21 protein-coding genes are annotated in these 19,723 nt (G+C 70.2%); 14 read left to right on the forward strand and 7 right to left on the reverse strand.

All coding sequences use genetic code 11. The annotated features are described in order from the left end of the window. Window positions 1-11: 11 nt before the first annotated feature. From IE325_RS30000 to IE325_RS30015, 4 genes are read right to left on the reverse strand one after another with little or no spacing between them, the layout of a single operon-like run. The gene (locus tag IE325_RS30000; protein ID WP_373315241.1) at window positions 12-677 is read right to left on the reverse strand and encodes a GntR family transcriptional regulator; all 666 of its coding nucleotides are present in this window, start codon (window positions 675-677) and stop codon (window positions 12-14) included. A gap of 35 nt (window positions 678-712) precedes the next feature. Continuing rightward, entirely contained in the window at window positions 713-1,234 is a 522-nt protein-coding gene (locus IE325_RS30005; protein ID WP_190073223.1) for a flavin reductase family protein, read from the reverse strand. Window positions 1,235-1,242: 8 nt separating this feature from the next. Beyond that, window positions 1,243-1,668 carry an ester cyclase gene (locus tag IE325_RS30010; RefSeq protein WP_190073224.1) on the reverse strand — a complete coding sequence of 142 codons (426 nt, stop codon included), beginning with the start codon at window positions 1,666-1,668 and terminating at the stop codon, window positions 1,243-1,245. Then, on the reverse strand, window positions 1,643-3,184 hold the full coding sequence (locus tag IE325_RS30015; RefSeq protein WP_229912116.1) for a BCCT family transporter: 1,542 nt from the start codon (window positions 3,182-3,184) through the stop codon (window positions 1,643-1,645). The genes IE325_RS30010 and IE325_RS30015 overlap by 26 nt, the downstream gene beginning before the upstream one ends. 307 nt (window positions 3,185-3,491) lie before the next feature. Between IE325_RS30015 and IE325_RS30020 the strand changes: the two genes are divergently transcribed. The 5 genes from IE325_RS30020 to IE325_RS30040 all read left to right on the forward strand — a co-directional run bounded on the left by IE325_RS30020 (window position 3,492) and on the right by IE325_RS30040 (window position 7,994). Beyond that, entirely contained in the window at window positions 3,492-4,118 is a 627-nt protein-coding gene (locus tag IE325_RS30020; RefSeq protein ID WP_190073226.1) for an amino acid synthesis family protein, read from the forward strand. Next, a complete protein-coding gene (locus IE325_RS30025; RefSeq protein ID WP_190073227.1) occupies window positions 4,115-4,666 on the forward strand; it encodes an amino acid synthesis family protein in 552 nt (183 codons plus the stop codon). The genes IE325_RS30020 and IE325_RS30025 overlap by 4 nt, the downstream gene beginning before the upstream one ends. 6 nt (window positions 4,667-4,672) lie before the next feature. Further along, the gene (locus IE325_RS30030; protein WP_190073228.1) at window positions 4,673-5,404 is read left to right on the forward strand and encodes an alpha/beta fold hydrolase; all 732 of its coding nucleotides are present in this window, start codon (window positions 4,673-4,675) and stop codon (window positions 5,402-5,404) included. Then, window positions 5,397-6,887 (forward strand): aldehyde dehydrogenase, encoded by a 1,491-nt coding sequence (locus IE325_RS30035; protein ID WP_190073229.1) that lies wholly within the window; start codon window positions 5,397-5,399, stop codon window positions 6,885-6,887. Before IE325_RS30030 ends, IE325_RS30035 begins: the two co-directional genes overlap by 8 nt. A 63-nt stretch (window positions 6,888-6,950) precedes the next feature. Beyond that, window positions 6,951-7,994 carry an LLM class flavin-dependent oxidoreductase gene (locus tag IE325_RS30040; protein ID WP_190073230.1) on the forward strand — a complete coding sequence of 348 codons (1,044 nt, stop codon included), beginning with the start codon at window positions 6,951-6,953 and terminating at the stop codon, window positions 7,992-7,994. 14 nt (window positions 7,995-8,008) lie between these two features. Here the strand turns inward: IE325_RS30040 and IE325_RS30045 are convergent, their stop codons facing one another. Then, the gene (locus IE325_RS30045; RefSeq protein ID WP_190073231.1) at window positions 8,009-9,397 is read right to left on the reverse strand and encodes a glycoside hydrolase family 43 protein; all 1,389 of its coding nucleotides are present in this window, start codon (window positions 9,395-9,397) and stop codon (window positions 8,009-8,011) included. Window positions 9,398-9,654: 257 nt separating this feature from the next. Here IE325_RS30045 and IE325_RS30050 point away from each other — a divergent pair, with 257 nt between their 5' ends. From IE325_RS30050 to IE325_RS30065, 4 genes are all read left to right on the forward strand, one after another. Beyond that, a complete protein-coding gene (locus IE325_RS30050; protein WP_190073232.1) occupies window positions 9,655-11,079 on the forward strand; it encodes an amidase in 1,425 nt (474 codons plus the stop codon). A 26-nt stretch (window positions 11,080-11,105) separates the two neighbouring features. Further along, window positions 11,106-11,324: an NfeD C-terminal domain-containing protein gene (locus IE325_RS30055; protein ID WP_190073233.1), complete on the forward strand. Its 219-nt coding sequence runs from the start codon at window positions 11,106-11,108 to the stop codon at window positions 11,322-11,324. A gap of 134 nt (window positions 11,325-11,458) precedes the next feature. Continuing rightward, the gene (locus IE325_RS30060) at window positions 11,459-12,928 is read left to right on the forward strand and encodes an SPFH domain-containing protein (protein WP_190073234.1); all 1,470 of its coding nucleotides are present in this window, start codon (window positions 11,459-11,461) and stop codon (window positions 12,926-12,928) included. 43 nt (window positions 12,929-12,971) lie between these two features. After that, the gene (locus IE325_RS30065) at window positions 12,972-13,418 is read left to right on the forward strand and encodes a type II toxin-antitoxin system PemK/MazF family toxin (protein WP_190073235.1); all 447 of its coding nucleotides are present in this window, start codon (window positions 12,972-12,974) and stop codon (window positions 13,416-13,418) included. On the opposite strand, the gene IE325_RS30070 is transcribed toward IE325_RS30065, so the two are convergent. Beyond that, window positions 13,403-14,227, reverse strand: coding sequence for a TIGR02452 family protein (locus IE325_RS30070; RefSeq protein ID WP_190073236.1), 825 nt, complete (start codon window positions 14,225-14,227; stop codon window positions 13,403-13,405). The genes IE325_RS30065 and IE325_RS30070 overlap by 16 nt on opposite strands. Before the next feature lie 310 nt (window positions 14,228-14,537). On the opposite strand from IE325_RS30070, the gene egtA reads away from it, so the two are divergent. The 5 genes from egtA (at window position 14,538) to IE325_RS30095 (ending at window position 19,202) form a co-directional block, all read left to right on the forward strand. After that, window positions 14,538-15,842: an ergothioneine biosynthesis glutamate--cysteine ligase EgtA gene (gene egtA, locus IE325_RS30075; protein ID WP_190073237.1), complete on the forward strand. Its 1,305-nt coding sequence runs from the start codon at window positions 14,538-14,540 to the stop codon at window positions 15,840-15,842. Next, window positions 15,839-17,179, forward strand: coding sequence for an ergothioneine biosynthesis protein EgtB (gene egtB / locus IE325_RS30080; RefSeq protein WP_190073238.1), 1,341 nt, complete (start codon window positions 15,839-15,841; stop codon window positions 17,177-17,179). The genes egtA and egtB overlap by 4 nt, the downstream gene beginning before the upstream one ends. Continuing rightward, a complete protein-coding gene (gene egtC, locus IE325_RS30085; protein ID WP_190073239.1) occupies window positions 17,179-17,961 on the forward strand; it encodes an ergothioneine biosynthesis protein EgtC in 783 nt (260 codons plus the stop codon). The genes egtB and egtC overlap by 1 nt, the downstream gene beginning before the upstream one ends. Beyond that, window positions 17,958-18,920, forward strand: coding sequence for an L-histidine N(alpha)-methyltransferase (gene egtD, locus IE325_RS30090; protein WP_190073240.1), 963 nt, complete (start codon window positions 17,958-17,960; stop codon window positions 18,918-18,920). The genes egtC and egtD overlap by 4 nt, the downstream gene beginning before the upstream one ends. A gap of 66 nt (window positions 18,921-18,986) precedes the next feature. After that, a complete protein-coding gene (locus tag IE325_RS30095; RefSeq protein WP_190073241.1) occupies window positions 18,987-19,202 on the forward strand; it encodes a dodecin in 216 nt (71 codons plus the stop codon). A 13-nt stretch (window positions 19,203-19,215) separates the two neighbouring features. Here the strand turns inward: IE325_RS30095 and IE325_RS30100 are convergent, their stop codons facing one another. Then, complete coding sequence (locus IE325_RS30100) at window positions 19,216-19,707, reverse strand: phosphatase domain-containing protein (protein WP_190073242.1); 492 nt, start codon at window positions 19,705-19,707, stop codon at window positions 19,216-19,218. Window positions 19,708-19,723: the final 16 nt, after the last annotated feature.

The raw sequence follows: 19,723 nt of genomic DNA on the forward strand, positions 1-19,723 counted from the left end.
CTTCCGCGTCGTCAGGACAGCCCCGCCAGCACCGCGCGCCGGCTGGCCCTGACGTGTTCCCGCATCACTTGCTCGGCGCTGTCGCCGTCCTTCTCGATGATCAGCTCCAGGACGCGGTGGTGCTCACGGTCCGACTGCAAGGGGCGGCCCGGCTGGCTCAGCGAGGTGTTCACCAGCCTGGAGTAGGCCAGCTGGTTCATCAGCATCCGGTAGTGGGCCTCCAGCTTGTTGTTGTCGGCCCCGGCGATGAGCAGATCGTGGAACTCCTGGACCAGCTCCGCGTACCGCCCCCGGTCGTCCCGGGCGACCGCTTCGTCGGCCTCGCGCAGATTGCGCTCCAGCAGATCGATCTCCGCGACGCGACCGCGCCGGGCGAGGAGGCGGGCCGCCGCGCCCTCCAGGAGTTCCTTCATCTCGAAGAGTTCCGTGATCTCACGGCGGGAGGGGATGGTGACGAACGTGCCGACGCGGGGCCGGATCTCGACCAGCCCTTCGGTCTGCAGCTGCTTGAGGGCTTCGCGTACCGGTGTACGGCTGACTCCGAACTCCTCCGCGAGGGCGATCTCCGAGAGCGAGGCGCCGGGATCGATCTCGCCCTTGATGATCCGCCGACGCATCTCGGCGATCACCATGGCCTGAATCGACCTGCTCCCCGGTTCGCTCTGCGCGCGATTCACCGAGCACTCCTCCCTCTCCCGAGCCGCCGGCCGGGTCATCCCAGCGGCGCGAGCGCGCCACCGTCGAAGAACTTACCCGCGCCGTACACCATCGGAGGCAGCTCGCTGACCGCCGCGTGCACGACCCGGCAGATGAACACGGTGTGGGTGCTGGCCTGGAGCCGCTCGCGGATCTCGACCTCCATCAGCGCGCTGCTGCGGGCGATCAGCGGGCTGCCGAACGGGCCGCTCTCCCAGTCCACGTCCTTGAACTTGTCCTCGGTCTTGCTCGCGAAGACACCGACGACGTCGAGCTGATCCGTGGACAGGATGTTGATCGCGAGATGGCTCGCCCGGAACAGACAGTCATGGGTGGACGAGGTGCGCTGGACGCACACCATCACGGTGGCGGGGTCCAGGGAGATGCTCGAGAACGCGTTGACGGCCAGCCCTCTGGGGGTCTCCCCATCCAACGCGGTCACGACGGTGACACCGGTGACGAACTGCCGGTTGACCTGCTTCATCACGTCGAGGTCGGGCTTGGAGGCAAGCGCCATCGTGGAGGTGCTCCTAGTCATCTTGATCGTCAGTCCTGTCCCACGCGGATGATGCCCAGCGCGGAGAGCAGCGCCCGGGGGTCCCATGTCACGTGCTCCTCCACGATCCGGTCCCCCTCGAAGCGGGCGAACGTGGCGCCGCTGACCTCGACGCGCCGCTTGGTGGCGGGGACCCCCAGGAGGGAGTTCTCGTGGGTTCCGCTGCTGTGCCAGCGGATCGCGACCCTGTCTCCCTCGATCACGAGGTCGTCGATGGCCGTGACCAGGTCCGGGAAGGCCGCCCGGGTCGAGACGATCGCCGCCTTGAAGGCGTTCAGATCCTGCGGCTGGGGGTCCTGGCCGTGGCGGAGGTAGTCCGGGCTCAGCAGGGTGCCGAGGGCGTCGACGTCGCCCCGGCCCCAGGACGCGTCCCAGACCTTCTCGATGAGCTCACGCCGGGTGTCGGTGTGCGGCATCGGTCTTCTCCTTCCGGTCCGCGCTCAGTTCCTTCCAGAAGGACACCGCAAGGCCGGCGATGATCACGAGGAACGGCAGGGACGTCACGATGACGGTGTTCTGCAGGGCGTTCAGTCCGCCGGCGAGCATGAGCACGACCGCGGTGATTCCGGTGAGTACGCCCCAGAGGATGAGCACCGAACGGCGCGGGGTGAGCGATCCGTCCGAGGTCATCATGGACAGCACATAGGTGTTGGCGTCCGCGCCGGAGACGAAGAACATCACGACGAGGATGATCGCGATCGCCGAGGTGAGCCCGGCGAGGGGGAAGTGGTCGAGGGTCGCGAAGAACGCGCTGTTGATGTCGGCCGCGGTCTGCTTGGCGATGTCGCCCTTCTCGAACATGTCGACATGGATCGCCGTACCGCCGAAGACCGTGAACCAGGTGAAGAACACCACGCTGGGAACGACCAGGACGCCCATGATGAAGCCGCGGATGGTGCGGCCCCGCGAGATGCGGGCCAGGAAGACGCCGACGAAGGCGCCCCAGGACACCCACCAGGCCATCATGAAGTAGGTCCACCACTGCATCCATTCGAGCCCGCCGAACGCGGTGCCCTGCAGGCTCATCCGGAAGAAATCGGTGGCCCACTGGCCCACGGACTCGATGTACAGGTTCGCGAGGAACACGGTCGGGCCGACGATCAGCATGAACACGAACAGCGCGATCGCCAGCACCGTGCTGCCCTGGCTCAGGAACTTGATGCCCTTGCTGACCCCGGTCACCGCCGAGAGCGTGAAGATCGAGGTGACGGCGGCGATGATGAGCACCTGGCTCACATTGTTGACCGGCATCCCCCACAGCCGGCCGAGGCCGTTGTTGACCTGGAGGGCTCCCAGGCCGAGGGAGGTCGTGGTCCCGAAGAGCGTCGCGAACACGGCCAGTACGTCGATCGCCTTGCCGATCGGCCCGTCCACCCGGTCACCGAGCAGCGGCCGGAACATCTGGCTGACCAGGGTGCGCCGGCCCTTGCGGTGGGTGGAGTAGGCGATGGCCAGACCGAAGACGGCGAAGATCGCCCAGGCCTGCAGGCCCCAGTCGAAGTAGGAGTACTGCAGGGCGCGCACCGCCGCCGCGGGAGTGTTCGGCTCGGCGAGCCCGTGCGGCGGGGTCGCCAGGTGCGAGATCGGTTCGGCGACGCCGTACGAGACCAGTCCGATGCCCATGACCGCGCTGAGGATCATGGCGAACCAGCTGAGCGTGGAGAACTCGGGGCGGTCGCTGTCCTTGCCGAGGCGGATGTCGCCGGCGGGGCTGAAGGCCAGGAACACCAGGAAGATCAGGATGCCGAGTGTGACGACGAGATAGCTCCAGCCGAAGGTGGCCGTCACCCAGTTCAGCGAGTTGGTCGTGACCTTGTTCAAGTTGTCCTTGAAGAGCACCGCCCAGGCCACGAAGAGGGCGGAGACACCGAGCGAGGTCCAGAAAACGGAACCGAGCCTGCCGCCGCCACGGCTCTCGGCCTCACCGTTCATCGCGGTTTCTTCATCGATGCCCGGCGGTGTCGCTTCCGTACCGGTTCGAAGGTTTCTGGACATGTAGCTCCTAGAGTCCGCAGGGCCTGCACGCCACCCGCCCTGGCATGCAAGCAGCAGTAAGGCATGGCACAGATGGAGCGTCAAGAGTTCGGTCACGTCTAATCACATCCGGCACCGGGTGCCATCAATATCCACAGCTCAGAGGCCTACGACCCATCCCGCAGCCCACCTGGGCGGCACACGGGAAAGCCTGCCCGCCCACCCCCTTGACCGTCATCAGGTGGGATGCCTATCGTCCTGTGCCATGCAAGAGCGCATAGATCACCTCGACGAGAGCATCGGTCTCCGGAAGCTCGTGCTCTATCGCGATGTCGCCCTCACCGAGGCGGGCGAGGCACCCGCTCGGCCCGCGCGGCGGGCCAGTGTCGCCGCGGTCATCCGGAACCCCTGGGTGGGTACGGGTCCTTCGGCCGATCTGTCGGCGGAGCAGGGCCGTGTCGCGCCGGTGCTCGCGAGGCTGCTGACCGACCGGCTCATCGCCTCCCTGGGCGGCGCGGACGAGATCGAGTCGTTCGGCAAGGCCGCGATGGTCGGTACGGCGGGCGAGATCGAGCACGCCGGTGCCCTCATCCACACTCCGTACTTCGGCAATCTGATGCGGGAGTTCCTCCAGGGCGAGTCGGTCATCTGCTTCGCCGACTCCCGTACCGAGGCCGGTGAGACGCTGATCGTGCCGCTCTGGCACAAGACCCGGGCATCGACGCGCAGCCATTACCAGACCATCAGTGCCCGCGTCTCCGACGCGCCGCGTGCGGACGAGATCGTCGTCATCGCGGCCGCGTCGACGGGGCCGCGTCCGCACCCCCGCATCGGGGACCGTATGACCGACCCCGTCGTCACCGCCGAGACCCTGGAGACAGTTCCCTCATGAAGATCCGCAAGATCGTGACCGTTGTCGAAGAGATCCGCAGCGAGGGTGGTCGCACGGTCGATCGCCCCGCCCGTGTCGCCGTCGTCGCGGCGGTGATCGAGAACCCGTGGTCCGGGCAGGGCTTCGTGGAGGACCTCAATCCCGGCATCGACGCCCACGCCTCCGATGTCGGCGCGCTGCTGGCCCCGGCGGTGCTCGACGCCCTGGAGGAGCCCGCCGAGGCGTACGGCAAGGCGGCGATCGTCGGCCTGGACGGCGAGATCGAGCACGGCTCGGCCCTGATCCACACGCTCAAGTTCGGCGACCACTTCCGCAAGGCGGCGGACGCCACCACCCTGCTGCCCGCCGTCGAGAAGCGCGGACCCGCCGGCGTCGTCTTCGACATCCCCCTGAAGCACATCACCGACGCGACGATCCGCTCGCACCACCAGTCCTTCGAGGTCCGGATCAGCGACGCCCCCCACCCGAACGAGATCGTCATCGCGCTGGCCGCGGCCTCCCAGGGGCGCCCCCAGCAGCGGCTGGCACCGCTCTCGACCGAGCAGTAGGTGTCCATGACCAAGCCCACCGTGGTGCTGCTGCACGGCGTCGGGCTCGACCACACCATGTGGGAGCCCGCCGCCGCGCTGCTGGCCGATCGATTCACGGTGCTCGCCCCCGACCTGCCGGGCCACGGTTCCCGGCCGCCGGTGCGGGACGGGGTGACGCTCGCGGAGCTGGCCGCCGGGCTGGTCGACGGGATTCCGGCCGGCTCGCATCTGGTCGGGTTCTCGCTGGGCGCGCTGGTCGCCCAGCACATCGCGCTGCACCGCCCGGAGCTGGTGGCCACGCTGACCTCGGTCAGCTCGGTGTGCGCGCGTACGGCCGGGGAGCGGACGTCCGTACTCGACCGGCTGCGCACCGCGGAGGCCGACTTCACTGCGAGTGCGACCGCGTCCCTGGAGCGGTGGTACGCCGGCACCGACGTCGATCCCCGCCAAGTGGCCCGTACCAAGACGACGTTGCTCGCCAACGACGTCGGGTCGTTCCTGAACTGCTACCGGGTGTTCGCCACTGCGGACGCGGAACTCGCGCCGCAGCTGGCCGGCATCGCCGTACCCGCGCTGGCGGTGACGGGCGAGGACGATCCCGGGTCCACCCCCGAGATGACCCACCGGCTCGCCGCGGCCCTTCCCGACTGCCGGGCGGTGATCATCCCCGAGGCACGTCACATGCTGCCCGTCGAGCGCCCCGAGGCGTTCGTCGACTCCCTCACCACCTTCATCGGAGAGCGCGCACATGTCTGAACTCACCACGTGGCAGCACTTCATCGGCGGAACATGGGTCGAGCCGGCGTCGGGCCAGTACGTCGAGAGCACCAACCCGGCCACACGCGAGGTGCTCTACCGGGCGGCACGCGGCAACGCCACCGACGTGGCGCGAGCCGTGGCCGCCGCGAGGGAGGCGTTCGAGGACCCGCGCTGGCGGGACCTCAGCCAGACGCGCCGCGGACATCTGCTGCGCCGCCTCGGGGACCTGATCGCGGAGAACGCCGAGGACCTGGCCCGGATGGAGACACGGGACAACGGCAAGCTGCTGCGCGAGATGCGCGGGCAGCTGGCGACCCTGCCGGAGTACTACCACTACTACGCCGGACTGGCCGACAAGATCCACGGCGACTTCATCCCCACCTCCGACCGGCAGGTGCTCAACTACACGGCCCGCGAGCCCCTGGGCGTGGTCGGGGCGATCACGCCCTGGAACTCCCCGCTGACGCTGACCAGCAGCAAGCTGGCGCCCGCGCTCTGCGCCGGGAACACCGTCGTGATCAAGCCCTCGGAATACACCTCGGCGACGGTGCTCAGGCTCGCCGAACTGGCTCTGGAAGCAGGCTTTCCACCGGGTGCGGTGAACGTCGTCACCGGGTTCGGTGCCGAGGCCGGGCAGGCGCTGGTCGACCATCGCGACCTCGCGAAGATCTCGTTCACCGGCAGCACCGCCACCGGTGCGCGCATCGCCTCGGCGACCGCCGGCCGTTTCATCGGCTCCACGCTCGAACTCGGCGGCAAGTCGCCCAACATCGTCTTCGGCGACGCGAACATCCCGAACGCCGCGATGGGCGTCGTCGCCGGCATCTTCGCCGCGGCCGGGCAGACCTGTATCGCGGGCAGCCGGGTGTTCGCGCACCGGTCCGTCTACGACGAGCTGCTGGAGCGGGTCACCGAGCGCGCCCGGACCATCCGCATCGGCGACCCCCTGGACGAGAAGACGGAGCTCGGTCCGCTGGCCTTCGAGGACCAGCGCGAGAAGGTGGCCGGGTATGTCGACCTCGGTCGTGGCGAGGGCGCCCGGGTCCTCACCGGCGGCCGGGCCACCGACGGCGGCGGCCTCGGCGGCTGGTTCTACGAGCCGACGGTCCTCGTGGACGTCCACAACGACATGCGCGTCGTACGCGAGGAGATCTTCGGTCCCGTCCTCGCCGTCATGCCGTTCGACAGCGAGGAGGAGGTCGTACGGCTGGCGAACGACACCGAGTACGGGCTCGCGGCCGGTGTGTGGACCACGAGCCTCTCCCGGGCCCACCGCATGGCGGCCCGTCTGGACGCCGGAACCGTCTGGGTCAACACCTACCGGGCCATGTCCCCGATGTCACCACGCCAGGGCTTCAAGACCAGCGGCGTCGGCGTGGAACACGGCACCGAGACGATTCGGGAGTACACGCGGCTCAAGAGCGTCTGGATCAACACGAGCGAGGAGCCCGTGGCCGACCCGTTCACGATGCGGAGCTGACATGCCCCAGGTCGCCCTCCCCTTCGCCGTCCCCGTGACCATCGCGTCAAGCAAGGAGCAGTCATGAGGTTTTCGTTGTTCGTGCACATGGAGCGCTGGGACGAGGAGATCAGCCACCGCCAGCTCTTCGAGAACCTCTCCGAGCTGGCCCTGATGGCCGAGGCCGGTGGATTCGGCACCGTGTGGATCGGTGAGCACCACGCGATGGAGTACACGATCTCCCCGAGTCCGATGCCCCTTCTCGCCCATCTGGCCGCGAAGACCTCGACCGTACGGCTGGGCGCGGGGACCATCATCGCCCCGTTCTGGCACCCGCTCAGGGTCGCCGGTGAATGCGCGCTGCTGGACGTGATCAGCAACGGCCGGATGGAGGTCGGACTCGCCCGCGGTGCCTACCAGTTCGAGTTCGACCGGCTGGCGGGCGGCCTGCCGGCCGCCGACGGAGGCAAGCACCTGCGCGAGCTCGTCCCGGCCGTCCGGGCGCTCTGGCAGGGCGACTACGCCCATGACGGCGAGATCTGGCAGTTCCCGACCTCGACCAGTGTGCCCAAGCCGGTGCAGCGGCCCACCCCGCCCATGTGGATCGCCGCACGCGACCCCGCCTCGCACGACTTCGCCGTGGCCCAGGGCTGCAACGTCATGGTCACGCCGCTGATGAAGGGCGACGAGGAAGTCGTCGACCTCAAGCGGAAGTTCGACACCGCTGTGGCGAACCATCCCGAGGTGCCGCGCCCCGACCTGATGGTGCTCCGGCACACGCACATCCACTCCCCCGACGAGCCCGACGGCTGGCGCCCGGCCGCGGAGGCCATCAACCGGTTCTACCGGACCTTCGACGCCTGGTTCGGCAACAAGGCCACGCCTCAGAACGGCTTCCTCGCCCCCAGTCCGGAGGCGAAGTTCGAGGACCGGCCGGAGTTCCGGCCCGAGTCGCTGCACAGGACGGCGATGATCGGAACCCCGGTCGAGGTCATCGAGCGGCTACGCGCCTACCAGGAACTCGGCGTCGACGAGTACAGCTTCTGGATCGACAACAGCCTGCCGCACGAGGAGAAGCGCAAGTCCCTGGAACTGTTCATCAAGGAGGTCGTCCCCGCGTTCCAGTGAATCCCGGGGACAGCTCAGGCCCAGGCCGTCACCGGCACGAACGAGCTGTCCCGCCGGAACAGGTCCGTCCCGTCCGTGCGGTCCACCCTCAGCTGGTAGTCGTAGTGCCGCAGGTAGTACCCGGGGTAGTTGTACGACTCGAAGCGGATCGAGCCGCTGGGGGTGCCCGTGCGGGCGACGAACGTGGCGTCCTTGGCGAAGGTCGACGTGCCGTCGTTGGTGTCGAAGCGGGCCCGGAAGTCCCAGTGGCGCAGGTACCTGCCGGACGAGTCCCGGGAGGAGTAGCCGTTGCCGTCCGCGAGGCCGGCCACGACCGTGAAGGTGGCGGCCTGCTTGTCGGCGGCGGTGCTGGAGCCGCTCACCACCGGGAGGTTGAGCAGGTTGGACTGGTTCTGCCAGTAGCGGGTGGTGTAGTTGCCCGACTGGAAGGACCGGGTGGCGTTCTTCGCCAGGGCCGGGCCGCCCGAGACGGTCTCCTTGATGACCGTGAAGTGGCGGGCCGTGCCGGAGACGACGGGCAGCGCGGCCGGGGCGGACCAGGTGGCGAAGGTGTCGTAGCTGTCGCTGTAGTAGTAGGTGCCGTCGCCGTAGCCGTCGAAGAAGATCCGCCAGCCGCCGTTGTCGAGCTGGATCACGGACGGTCCCTCGCGGTAGCTGCCCCAGCCGGCCCAGTTGCCGGTCCTGGAGATCGTGTAGGGGCCCGCGAGGGAGGACGCCGTCGCGTACTCGATGTACTTCGTCGTCTCGTTCTTGGTGAAGGCGTGGTAGGTCGAGCCGTTCCTCACGATGTACGTGTCGATGTGGTTGGCGCCGATGCCGGACAGGGCGACCGGTGAACTCCACGCCGTCAGAGCGGAGTTGGTCGCCTTCAGCAGATACGGCGTGAAGATCCACTCGTCGTTGGTGGTCGAGCACGACACGATCACATTGACGCTGCCGTCGCTGTCGACGAACCACTCCGGCGCCCAGGCGCGGGACAGATTGGCGATCGGGACGGTGTAGTCGTACAGGAAGCTCCAGTTGACCCGGTCGGTGCTGCGTGCGAAGCCGATCGTGGTGCTGGTGTCCTGCCAGGTGTGGGTCGTGTAGGTGATGTAGTAGTAGCCGTTGGTGTGCTTGAAAATGGCCGCGTCGCGGATGCGGTTGCTCGGCGGGGTGTAGGCGGAGGCCTGGACCAGACGGAAGTCGGTGGCGTCGTCCGACTGATAGACGTTCACGGTCCCGTCGTTGCTGTTCAGGAACGGCACGATCGAGTAGCGGGTGGCCGAGCCGCTGGGCGGTGCGGCGGCCAGCGCGGTGCCGAGCAGGCCCGGGGCCTCGCCCAGGATCAGTGCCGAGGCCGGCAGGGCGGCCATCGCGCGCAGCAGGGTGCGGCGGGACGGGGTGGGGTGACGTCGGGTCACGTGCGGCTCTCCCTACGGTTCAAGGGACTCCGAATCCCACATTCCTTGCGTTCGCAATTTCGAACGTGGTTCGGAAATTCGATCAGAAGGTAGAGGTGGGGTCTGGGTGCGTCAATGGTTTGCGCAGGAGGAAGAGGGACCTGGGAGAAACCTGTGGTGAACCTCGGAGCCGCACCGGTCGAAAACATTCCGCCCCGACCCACCTGAGGTTACCGTTCGGTAGAGAACGTCGTCCCGGAGTTCCGGAGGTGCCCCGTATGACGCCCGACCGTGCCGTAGGCCTCGCCGAGTCCGCCCGTGCGCTGGCCGACGGGGAGGTGACGTCGCAGTCCCTCGTCACCGAGGCGCTCGCGCGGATCGAGGCGACTCAGGAGTCCCTCAACGCCTTCCGGGTGGTCCGTACGGAAGCCGCCCTCGCCGAGGCGGCGGACGCGGACCGGCAGCTCGCGGCCGGGGTGCGCCTGCCGCTGCTCGGTGTGCCGGTCGCGGTGAAGGACGACATGAACGTGGCGGGCGAGCCGACCGCGTTCGGCTGCCGCGGGGAGTTCCCGCCGGTCGCCGAGGACGGTGAGGCGGTACGGCGACTGCGCGCGGCCGGGGCGGTGATCGTCGGCAAGACCAACACCTGCGAGCTGGGGCAGTGGCCGTTCACCGAGGGCCCCGCCTTCGGCGCGACGCGCAACCCCTGGCACCGGGACCACACCCCGGGCGGCTCGTCCGGCGGTTCGGCCGCCGCCGTCGCCGCAGGGCTCGTCCCCGCCGCGCTGGGCTCGGACGGCGCAGGCTCGGTGCGGATCCCCGCGTCCTGGACCCATCTCATCGGCATCAAGCCGCAGCGCGGCCGCATCTCCACCTGGCCGCGCGGCGAGTCCTTCAAGGGCATCACCGTCAACGGCACCCTCGCCCGTACGGTCGCCGACGCCGCCCTCCTGCTGGACGCCGCCGCCGGCAACCATGAACTCGACCCGCACCGGCCGCCCGCGATCGACGCCTCCGAGGCCGTCGCCCGCGAACCCGGCCGACTGCGCATCGCGCTCTCCCTCAAGCCGCCGTTCACCGCCCTGCCCGCCCGACTGGATCCCGGGCTGCGGGCGAGGATCGTCCAACTCGCCGAGAAACTCAGCGCGTTGGGGCATCACGTCGAGGAGGCCGATCCGCCGTACGGCCAGATCGGGCTGGCCTTCGTCCCGCGCGCGACGGCCGGAATCGCCGAGTGGGCCGACGAGGTGCCCTCCCCCGCCCTGCTCGACCCGCGCACCCGCAGCGCCGCCCGACTCGGCCATCTCCTCGGCGGCGCACCGTTGCGGGCGGCCCGGCGCGCGGAATCGGTCCTGCACCGCCGTATCGGCAGGTTCTACGAGTCGTACGACATCGTCCTCGCGCCCACGACGGCCGCTCCCCCGCCCCGGATCGGCGCGCTGCTCGGCCTCGGCGGGTTCGCCACGGACCGGGCGATGATCGCCGCCTGTCCCTACGCCTGGCCGTGGAACGTGCTGGGCTGGCCGGGCGTCAATGTGCCCGCCGGATTCGTGGACGGGCTGCCCGTGGGCGGGCAGTTGCTCGGACCTGCGAACAGCGAGCCGCTGCTGATCTCGCTCGCCGCGCAGCTGGAGTCGGAGCTCAAGTGGCATGAGCTGTGGCCGCCGCAGCAGGGCGAGACGGTGACCGCCCCCGTGGCCTGAGGCGCTCCAGGCTCTACTCTGTGACCATGGACGACGCGTCGATGGTCGGGCTCATGGGGCGGGTCACGGGGACGGTCGGGCCGGGTCTCGTCGGCGAGGTGATCGTGCGGGTGCGCGGCGGCGCCGAGCACTTCCTCGCCTATCCGGCCACCGGCGGCGAGCGGATCGAGCGCGGCACCGTGGTGATGGTGGTGGAGTACCAGCCACCGCGCACCGTCTACGTCCAGGCGGCATACGACAGTTGAGCTCGCCGCGCCGCAGGTGAGAGACCCGTGTGTCAAGGTTGCGACAAGGATCCGTCAACGCCTGTACCTGCGCTCCGCACAGGCGCACACTCCCATGCGTTCGGTGCCGAAAGGGCACCATGCAAAGGGGGCGAATGCCGATGGTTGTCGGCGTCGTTGCGGGGGCGGCCGTAGTCGCGGTCCTCGTGCTGATCGGTCTGTTCAAGATGATGTGGCGGGTCGCCGAGCCCAATGAGGCACTGGTCATCTCCGGTTCCAAGCACCGCACCGAGGGCCTGGAGGAGGGGATGGGCTTCCGCATCGTCACCGGGCGCGGCACGCTGGTGCTGCCCGGGGTGCAGGCGGTGCGCAAGCTGTCGCTCGATCTCAACGAGACCGAACTCCAGGTGGACTGTGTGACGCACCAGGGCATTCCGCTCAAGGTGCGGGGCGTGGTCATCTTCAAGGTGGGCGACGACTTCGTGTCGATCGCGAATGCCGCCCGCCGTTTCCTGGACCAGCAGAAGCTGATGTCGGAGCGGGTGCACAACGTGTTCGCCGGTCATCTGCGGTCCATCGTCGGCGGGTTGACGGTCGAGGACATGATCCGCGACCGGGACAAACTCACCGGGCAGACCCGGGCCGCGTGCGGTACGGAGATGGAGAAGCTCGGGCTCATCGTCGACTCGCTGCAGATCCATGAGATCGAGGACCCGACCGGTTACATCCAGAATCTGGCCGCTCCGCATGCGGCGGCCGTGCAGCGGGACGCGCGCATCGCGCAGGCCGAGGCCAACCGGCTGGCCACCGAGGCCGAGCAGCAGTCGTACGCGCGGATGGCGGAGGCGACCCGGGACAGCGAGATCCTCCAGGCCGGTTATCAGGCCGAGCGCGACAAGGCGGGTGCCAAGTCCCGGCAGGCGGGGCCGCTCGCGGACGCCGCCGCCCGGCAGGAAGTCGTCGTCCAGGAGACGCGGGTCGCTGAGCTGGAGGCGCACCGGCGTGAGCAGCAGCTCCAGGCCGATGTCCGCAAGCCCGCCGACGCGAAGGCCTACGAGAAGCGGACACTGGCCGAGGCCGAGCGCGACGTGCGGATCTCGGCGGCGCAGGCCAAGGCGAAGGAGACGGAACTGGCGGCCGCCGCCGAGGCGACCCGGGTCAAGACGGCCGCCGGCGCCGAGGCCGAGGCGACCAAGACGCGCGGCACGGCGACGGCTGCCGCCACCCGTGCCACCGGTGAGGCAGAGGCCGCCGCCGCCCAGGCCAGGGGTCTCGCGGACGCCGAGGCGACCAAGGCCAAGGGGCTCGCGGAGGCGGAGGCCATCAAGGCCCGTGCCGCCGCCCTCGCCGAGAACCAGGAAGCGGTCGTCGCCCAGCAACTCGCCGAGAACTGGCCAGAGATCGTCCAGGCCGGCGCGTCCGCGTTCGGCAACGTCGACAACATGGTGGTGCTCAACGGCGCCGACGGCATGGCGGACATGTTCGCCAAGGCACTCACCATGGGCGGTACGGGGCTGGGTCTCGCGCGTCAGCTGCTGGCGTCGATGCAGAAGAACGGGCAGGCACCGGAGGACGGCTCGCAGCTCAACGGGCTGGTCCAGAAAGTGCCGATGGACGACAAGTAGCCCCTCACACGGTGCTCACGGGGGCACCCCCTAAGGTGCCCCCGTGAGCACCTACACCGACGAGAACGTCCCGGGCCGCTTCGGCCCCACCGCCACCACCGAGGCCGACCCGCGCGCCGTCGGCAAGGTGCGCACCGAGTACTCCCCCGCGCACGACGGCGACCCCGATCCCGGCGAGATCGTCTGGACCTGGGTCCCCTTTGAGGAGAACGACGGACGGGGCAAGGACCGCCCGGTGCTCGTCGTCGCCCGCGAGAAGGGCGATACCTTCCTCGCCGTGCAGCTGTCCAGCAAGCGGCACGACGGGGACCGTGAGTGGGTCGCCATCGGCAGCGGGCCGTGGGACAAGTCGGGCCGCGACTCCTGGGTCGACGTGGACCGCATCCTGCGGCTGCACGAGCAGGGCATGCGCCGGGAGGCGTGCGCGCTGGACCGGGGGCGGTTCAACCTGGTCAGGCAGCGGCTCCACGAGCGCTACGGCTGGACCTGACGCGACGGAAAGGCCCGTACGAACGCGGCTCGCACCGGGCTGTCGGGCGTGCGGTCCAGGATCCCGAACGTCACCTGCTCGAAGGCCCCGGCGAACCGTCCGCCGGTCCCGAGCAACTCCCGGAACGCCCCCGCCACCTGCACCGGGTCGTTCTGGAACACGCCGCACCCCCAAGCGCCCAGCACCAGCCGCCGGTACCCGTGCGCGGCGACCGTCTCCAGCACTCGCTCGGCGCGGACGGCGAGGGCCCGCGGCAGCTCGCCGGTGCGCTCGGGTGTCGTACGCCGTACGACACCCGCGTTGGGGGCCGCGGCGGTGAGGAAACCGACGGTGTAGGGCTCGTCCAGCAGGCCGCCCCGGTCGTCGCGGAAGACGGGCACGCCGGGTGAGTGGATGACACGGTCCGTGTAGAACGCGTCGCGGTGGGCGCGGTGGTGGTCGTAGAACTCGCGGACCCCGAGCAGGCAGGTGTACAGCGCGGAGGCTCGGCACAGGGCCTCCTCCTGGGCCTGGGCGCCGTTCAGGAAGCCGCCGCCCGGGTTGCGGGCCGAGGAGAAGTTCAGTACGGCAGTGCCGGCGCCGAGGCGGCGGGCCGCCTCCAGGCTGCTCTCGCCGGTGACCTCGAAGAACGTCTCCCCGGTGGGGAGCTGCGGCACCTTCACCGGCTCAGGGCCGTACATGCGCGTGCCGTCCCGGGCCGCCTCGATCGCCGCGGCGATGTCCACCTCATGGCCGCGCGGCGCGCGATAGGTCCCCGCCGCCACGATCTCTTCCGTCTGCCGCGCGATACCGCGCAGTCGCGCGCTCATGGCGCCACCCCCGTGGACGCCATGATCATGCGGCCCTTCCGGCCGCCCGCGATCTCCCCCGTCGTGCTCACCCAGGAATCGTGAGCGATGCTGGGGATGCGGCGCAACAGAATTCCGGGGCCCCGCAGCCGACCGAGAACGACCGGGAAAGCCCCTGCTAACGCCCGGAGAGCGAAGATTACCGACCCGGAACGTGCCGGTACGCACCCTTGTGCGAAGCGACGCGAAGGTCTTGGGTGGGTCGAGTGTGCCGACCCGGCCCACAAGATCCGGGCCTGGTGGCACCCTGGACTCTCAGGAGGATCCCGACATGTCCGATTCGGTCAGTGACTGTACGGAGCGACCCCGCACCGCAGTCGCCGAAGCCGAGGTGGAGGCCCTGGTCCGGGGCATCTGCTTCAAGACCGGCCCGCCCCGCACCCTCGGGGTCGAAGTGGAATGGCTCGTCCACGAGCTGCGCAGCCCGCAGCTCCCCGTCTCACCCGAACGACTCGAAGCGGCCTACGCCGCACTGCGGACCGTGCCCCTGAGGTCGGCGCTCACCGTCGAGCCCGGCGGCCAGCTGGAGCTGAGCTCGCCGCCCGCCACCTCGCTGATGGAGTGCATCGGTACCGTCTCCGCCGACCTCGACGCCGCCCGCGCGGTGCTGCGCGAGCACGGTCTCGGCCTCGTCGGCCTCGGCAATGACCCTTGGCACTCGCCCCGCCGGTTCCTGCGCCAGCCGCGTTACGACGCGATGGAGGCGTATCTGGACCGGGCGGGCCCCGCCGGTCGCGCCATGATGTGCACCTCGGCCTCGGTACAGGTGTGCCTGGACGCCGGTTACGAGGAGCCCGGACCGCTCGGGCACGGGCGGCGCTGGTGGCTGGCGCATCAGCTGGGCGCGGTCCTGGTCGCCGCGTTCGCCAACTCCCCGCTGGCCGGGCGCGAGCCCACCGGCTGGCTCTCCACCCGGCAGCTGCTGTGGATGGAGATAGGCGCGGACCGCGCGGGCGCTCCCCCGCTGGACGGCGATCCGCGGGCCGCCTGGGCCCGACACGTCGTGGACGCGCCGGTGATGTGCGTACGGCAGGACGGCGGCGCGTGGGACGTGCCGGACGGCCTGTCGTTCCGGGAGTGGACCAGATCGGGGGCGCCCAGGCCGCCGACGCAGGAGGATCTCGACTACCACCTCACCACCCTGTTCCCGCCGGTCAGACCGCGTGGCCATCTGGAACTGCGCATGATCGACGCACAGCCCGGCGAGGACGGCTGGATCGTGCCGCTGGCCGTGACGACCGCGCTCTTCGACGACCCGGAGGCCGCCGAGACCGCCTATCGCGCCGTGAAGCCGCTGGCCGAGCGCGCGTCGTCGCGGCCCGCGCCGCACAATCCGCTGTGGATCGACGCGGCCCGCTCGGGCCTCGCCGATCCCGAGCTGCGGGAGGTGGCGGTCACCTGTTTCGCGGCGGCCCTGGAGGCGCTGCCCCGGCTGGGGGCCACCACCGGGGTCATGGACGCCGTGGCGGCGTACCGGGACCGCTATGTCGCCCGGGGCCGCTGCCCCGCCGACGATCTGCTGGACGAGCTGTACGGCACGGACCGCACCCTGCACGGGAAGGACATCCGCACATGACCGACCCCGCCATCGACGCCGACGCGCTCCACATCGACGCCGAATCGCTCCGCGAGCGGGCGCTGACCACCCTCACCACCGCCCGTGCCCGCACGACCCTGCTCACCTCCTGCGTCGAGGACCCGGACCTCACCGCCCAGCACTCGCCGCTGATGTCGCCGCTGGTGTGGGACCTGGCGCACATCGGCAACCAGGAGGAGATGTGGCTCCTGCGGGCGGTCGCCGGACGGGAGGCGATGCGGCCCGAGATCGACGGCCTGTACGACGCCTTCGAGCACCCGCGGGCCGCGCGCCCCTCGCTGCCGCTGCTGCCGCCCGCCGAGGCCCGGCACTACGCCTCCGAGGTGCGCGGCCGGGTCCTGGACATCCTGGAGAGCACCGCGTTCCACGGGACGCGGCTGACCGAGGCGGGCTTCGCCTTCGGGATGATCGCCCAGCATGAGCAGCAGCACGACGAGACGATGCTGATCACGCATCAGCTCCGCAAGGGCCCGCAGGCCCTGACCGCCCCGGACCCGGACCCGGTGCCCCTGTTCACGGGACCATCCGAAGTCCTGGTCCCCGGCGGCCCGTTCACGATGGGCACGTCCACCGAACCCTGGGCGCTGGACAATGAACGCCCGGCGCACGGGCGTTCATTGCCGGCGTTCTACCTGGACACCACGCCGGTCACGAACGCCGCGTACCAGGCGTTCATCGAGGACGGCGGCTATGACACCGAGCGCTGGTGGACGCCGGAGGGCTGGGCGCACATCCGGCAGCACTCCATCCACGCGCCGCTGTTCTGGAGCCGGGACGGCGGACAGTGGCTGCGGCGCCGCTTCGGCGTCACCGAGGTCGTGCCGCCCGACGAGCCGGTGCTGCATGTGTGCTGGTACGAGGCCGACGCCTACGCCCGCTGGGCCGGCCGACGGCTGCCCACCGAGGCCGAGTGGGAGAAGGCGGCCCGACACGACCCGGCGACCGGCCGCTCGACACGCTACCCGTGGGGCGACGCCGATCCCGCGCCGGAGCACGCGAACCTGGGCCAGCGCCATCTGCGGCCGGCACCGGCCGGAAGCTACCCGGCGGGCGAATCACCGCTCGGCATACGACAGTTGATCGGTGACGTCTGGGAGTGGACGTCGAGCGACCTCGAACCGTACCCGGGGTTCCAGGCGTTCCCGTACAAGGAGTACTCGGAGGTGTTCTTCGGGCCCGAGTACAAGGTGCTGCGCGGCGGTTCGTTCGCCGTGGACGCGGTGGCCTGCCGGGGCACGTTCCGCAACTGGGACTATCCGATCCGGCGGCAGATCTTCTCCGGGTTCCGCACGGCCCGCTCCGCGGGGGACGTCTGATGTGCCGTCACCTCGCGTACGTGGGCCCCGAGGAGCCCCTCGGCGGGCTCCTGGTTGAGCCCCCGCACGGCCTGTACCGCCAGTCGTGGGCGCCACGGCAGCAGCGGTACGGGACGGTCAACGCCGATGGTTTCGGGGTCGGTTGGTACGCCGAGGGCGATCCGGTTCCGGCCCGCTACCGGCGGGCCGGGCCCATCTGGGCGGATCTGTCCTTCGCCGATCTCGCCCGGGTCGTCCGCAGCACCGCGCTGCTCGCCGCCGTACGGGACGCGACGGTGGCGGGCGCCGACGGGGAGGCCGCGGCGGCGCCGTTCGCCGCGGGACCCTGGCTGTTCAGCCACAACGGCGCGGTGAAGGGCTGGCCGGGCTCGATGGCCTCTCTCGCGCCCACGGTGGATGTGCTGTCCCTTGAGGCCCGCAACGACTCGGCGTTCGTGTGGGCCCTGGTCCTGGCGCGGCTGCGCGGCGGCGACGAGGCGGGGCAGGCGCTGGCCGACACCGTCCTGGAGGTCGCCGAGGCGGCCCCCGACTCGCGGCTCAACCTCCTGCTCACCAACGGCGAGACGATCGCCGCGACGGCCTGGGGCGACACCCTCTGGTATCTCACCAGGCCCGGCGGCGGCACCGTCGTCGCGTCCGAGCCCTACGACGACGATCCGCACTGGCTTCAGGTCCCCGACCGCACCCTCCTCGCGGCGAGCCGCACCGACGTACTGCTCACGCCGCTCAAGGAACCCTGCGACCCCCTGGCCCCCGCACCATCCAAGGAGCCCAGCACGTGAGTCCGTTCCTGATCACCCGCACCCTGCCCGAGGACGCCACCGACGCGGCCCTGCGCACCGACGTCCTGAAGGGCCTGACGAGCACCCCCAAGACGCTGCCGCCGAAGTGGTTCTACGACGCCCATGGCAGCGAACTCTTCGAGAAGATCACCGAGTTGCCGGAGTACTACCCCACGCGCGCCGAGCGCGAGATCCTCATCGACCGGGCCGGCGACATCGCCGCCGCCACCGGCGCCCGTACCCTGGTCGAACTGGGCTCCGGGTCCTCGGAGAAGACACGGCACCTGATCGACGCGCTGACCGGGCTGCACACGTATGTGCCGGTCGACGTCAGCGAGAGCGCGCTCACACAGGCTGGGGAGGCGCTCGTCCAGGAGCGGCCGGGGCTGGACGTGCACGCGCTGATCGCCGACTTCACCGCCGGGATGGAACTGCCGGACACGCCGGGTCCGCGGCTGGTGGCGTTCCTCGGCGGCACCATCGGCAATCTGCTGCCCGTCGAGCGGGCCGCGTTCCTCGCCTCGGTGCGGGCGCTGCTGTCCCCCGGGGACGCGCTGCTGCTCGGCACCGACCTGGTGAAGGACGAGCGGGTCCTGGTAGAGGCATACGACGACGCGGCCGGGGTGACCGCCGCGTTCAACAAGAACGTGCTGACCGTGATCGACCGGGAGCTGGGCGCCGACTTCGATCCGGACGTCTTCGAGCATGTTGCCCGCTGGGACGCGGACCACGAGTGGATCGAGATGCGGCTGCGTTCCCGTACGGCGCACACGGTGAAGGTGCCCGCGCTCGATCTGGCCGTGGACTTCGCGGCGGGCGAGGAGATGCGCACCGAGGTGTCGGCGAAGTTCCGCGAGGAGGGAGTGCGCGCGGAACTGTCGGCGGCCGGGCTCGACCTGGCGCACTGGTGGACGGACGGTGAGGGCCGCTTCGCGCTGTCACTGAGCGTCGCACGCTGACCGACGGCTCGCGCGATGCCCCGCCTTGGGGCACGGTGGAGTGACGCGTGTGAGAGGAGCACCCACATGTCGAACCACACCTACCGTGTGACGGACATCGTCGGCACCTCGCCCGAGGGCGTGGACCAGGCGATCCGCAACGGCATCGCGCGAGCCTCGCAGACCCTGCGGAACCTGGACTGGTTCGAGGTGGTCGAGGTGCGTGGCCAGCTCGACGACGGTGACATCGCGCACTGGCAGGTGACCATGAAGGTCGGCTTCCGCCTGGACGAGTCCGAGTAGCCGGGCCGGCCGGTCAGGTCCGTCCCTCACTCTCCTGCGCCGACTTGAGCGCGGCGGAGGGTGTGGTCCAGCGTGCCCGTACGACTTTGAAGCCGGCCCGTTCGGCGTCCTCGCAGACCAGTTCGTCATCGTCCACCAGGACCCGGATCTCGCGGGTGCGGGCGAGGCGGCGCAGGATCTCCAGCTTGGTGCGCCGGGCGGGCCTGCGGTCGTCGTTGCGCCGCATGTGCACCCGCCCTTCGGGCAGGCCGTGCGTCGAGAGCCAGGCGAGGGTGTCGCGCCGGCAGCGCTCGGGCCGCCCGGTGAGATAGACGACCTCGCACTCCTCGGCGCTCTGCCGCGCCAGCGCGACCCCCTCCTCGATCGGCGGATCCTGCGGGGCGGCCGCGAAGAAGCCGTCCCAGTCCCGCGGCTTGCGCTCCAGGAAGCGCTGGCGGTGCGCCGTGTCGGCCAGGGTGTTGTCCAGGTCGAACACGGCGACGGGGCGCTTGTCGCTGTCAGTCACATCTCTCACCCTAAGG

Origin of the sequence: Streptomyces lanatus, assembly GCF_014655715.1 — a bacterium.
Taxonomy (GTDB): domain Bacteria; phylum Actinomycetota; class Actinomycetes; order Streptomycetales; family Streptomycetaceae; genus Streptomyces; species Streptomyces lanatus.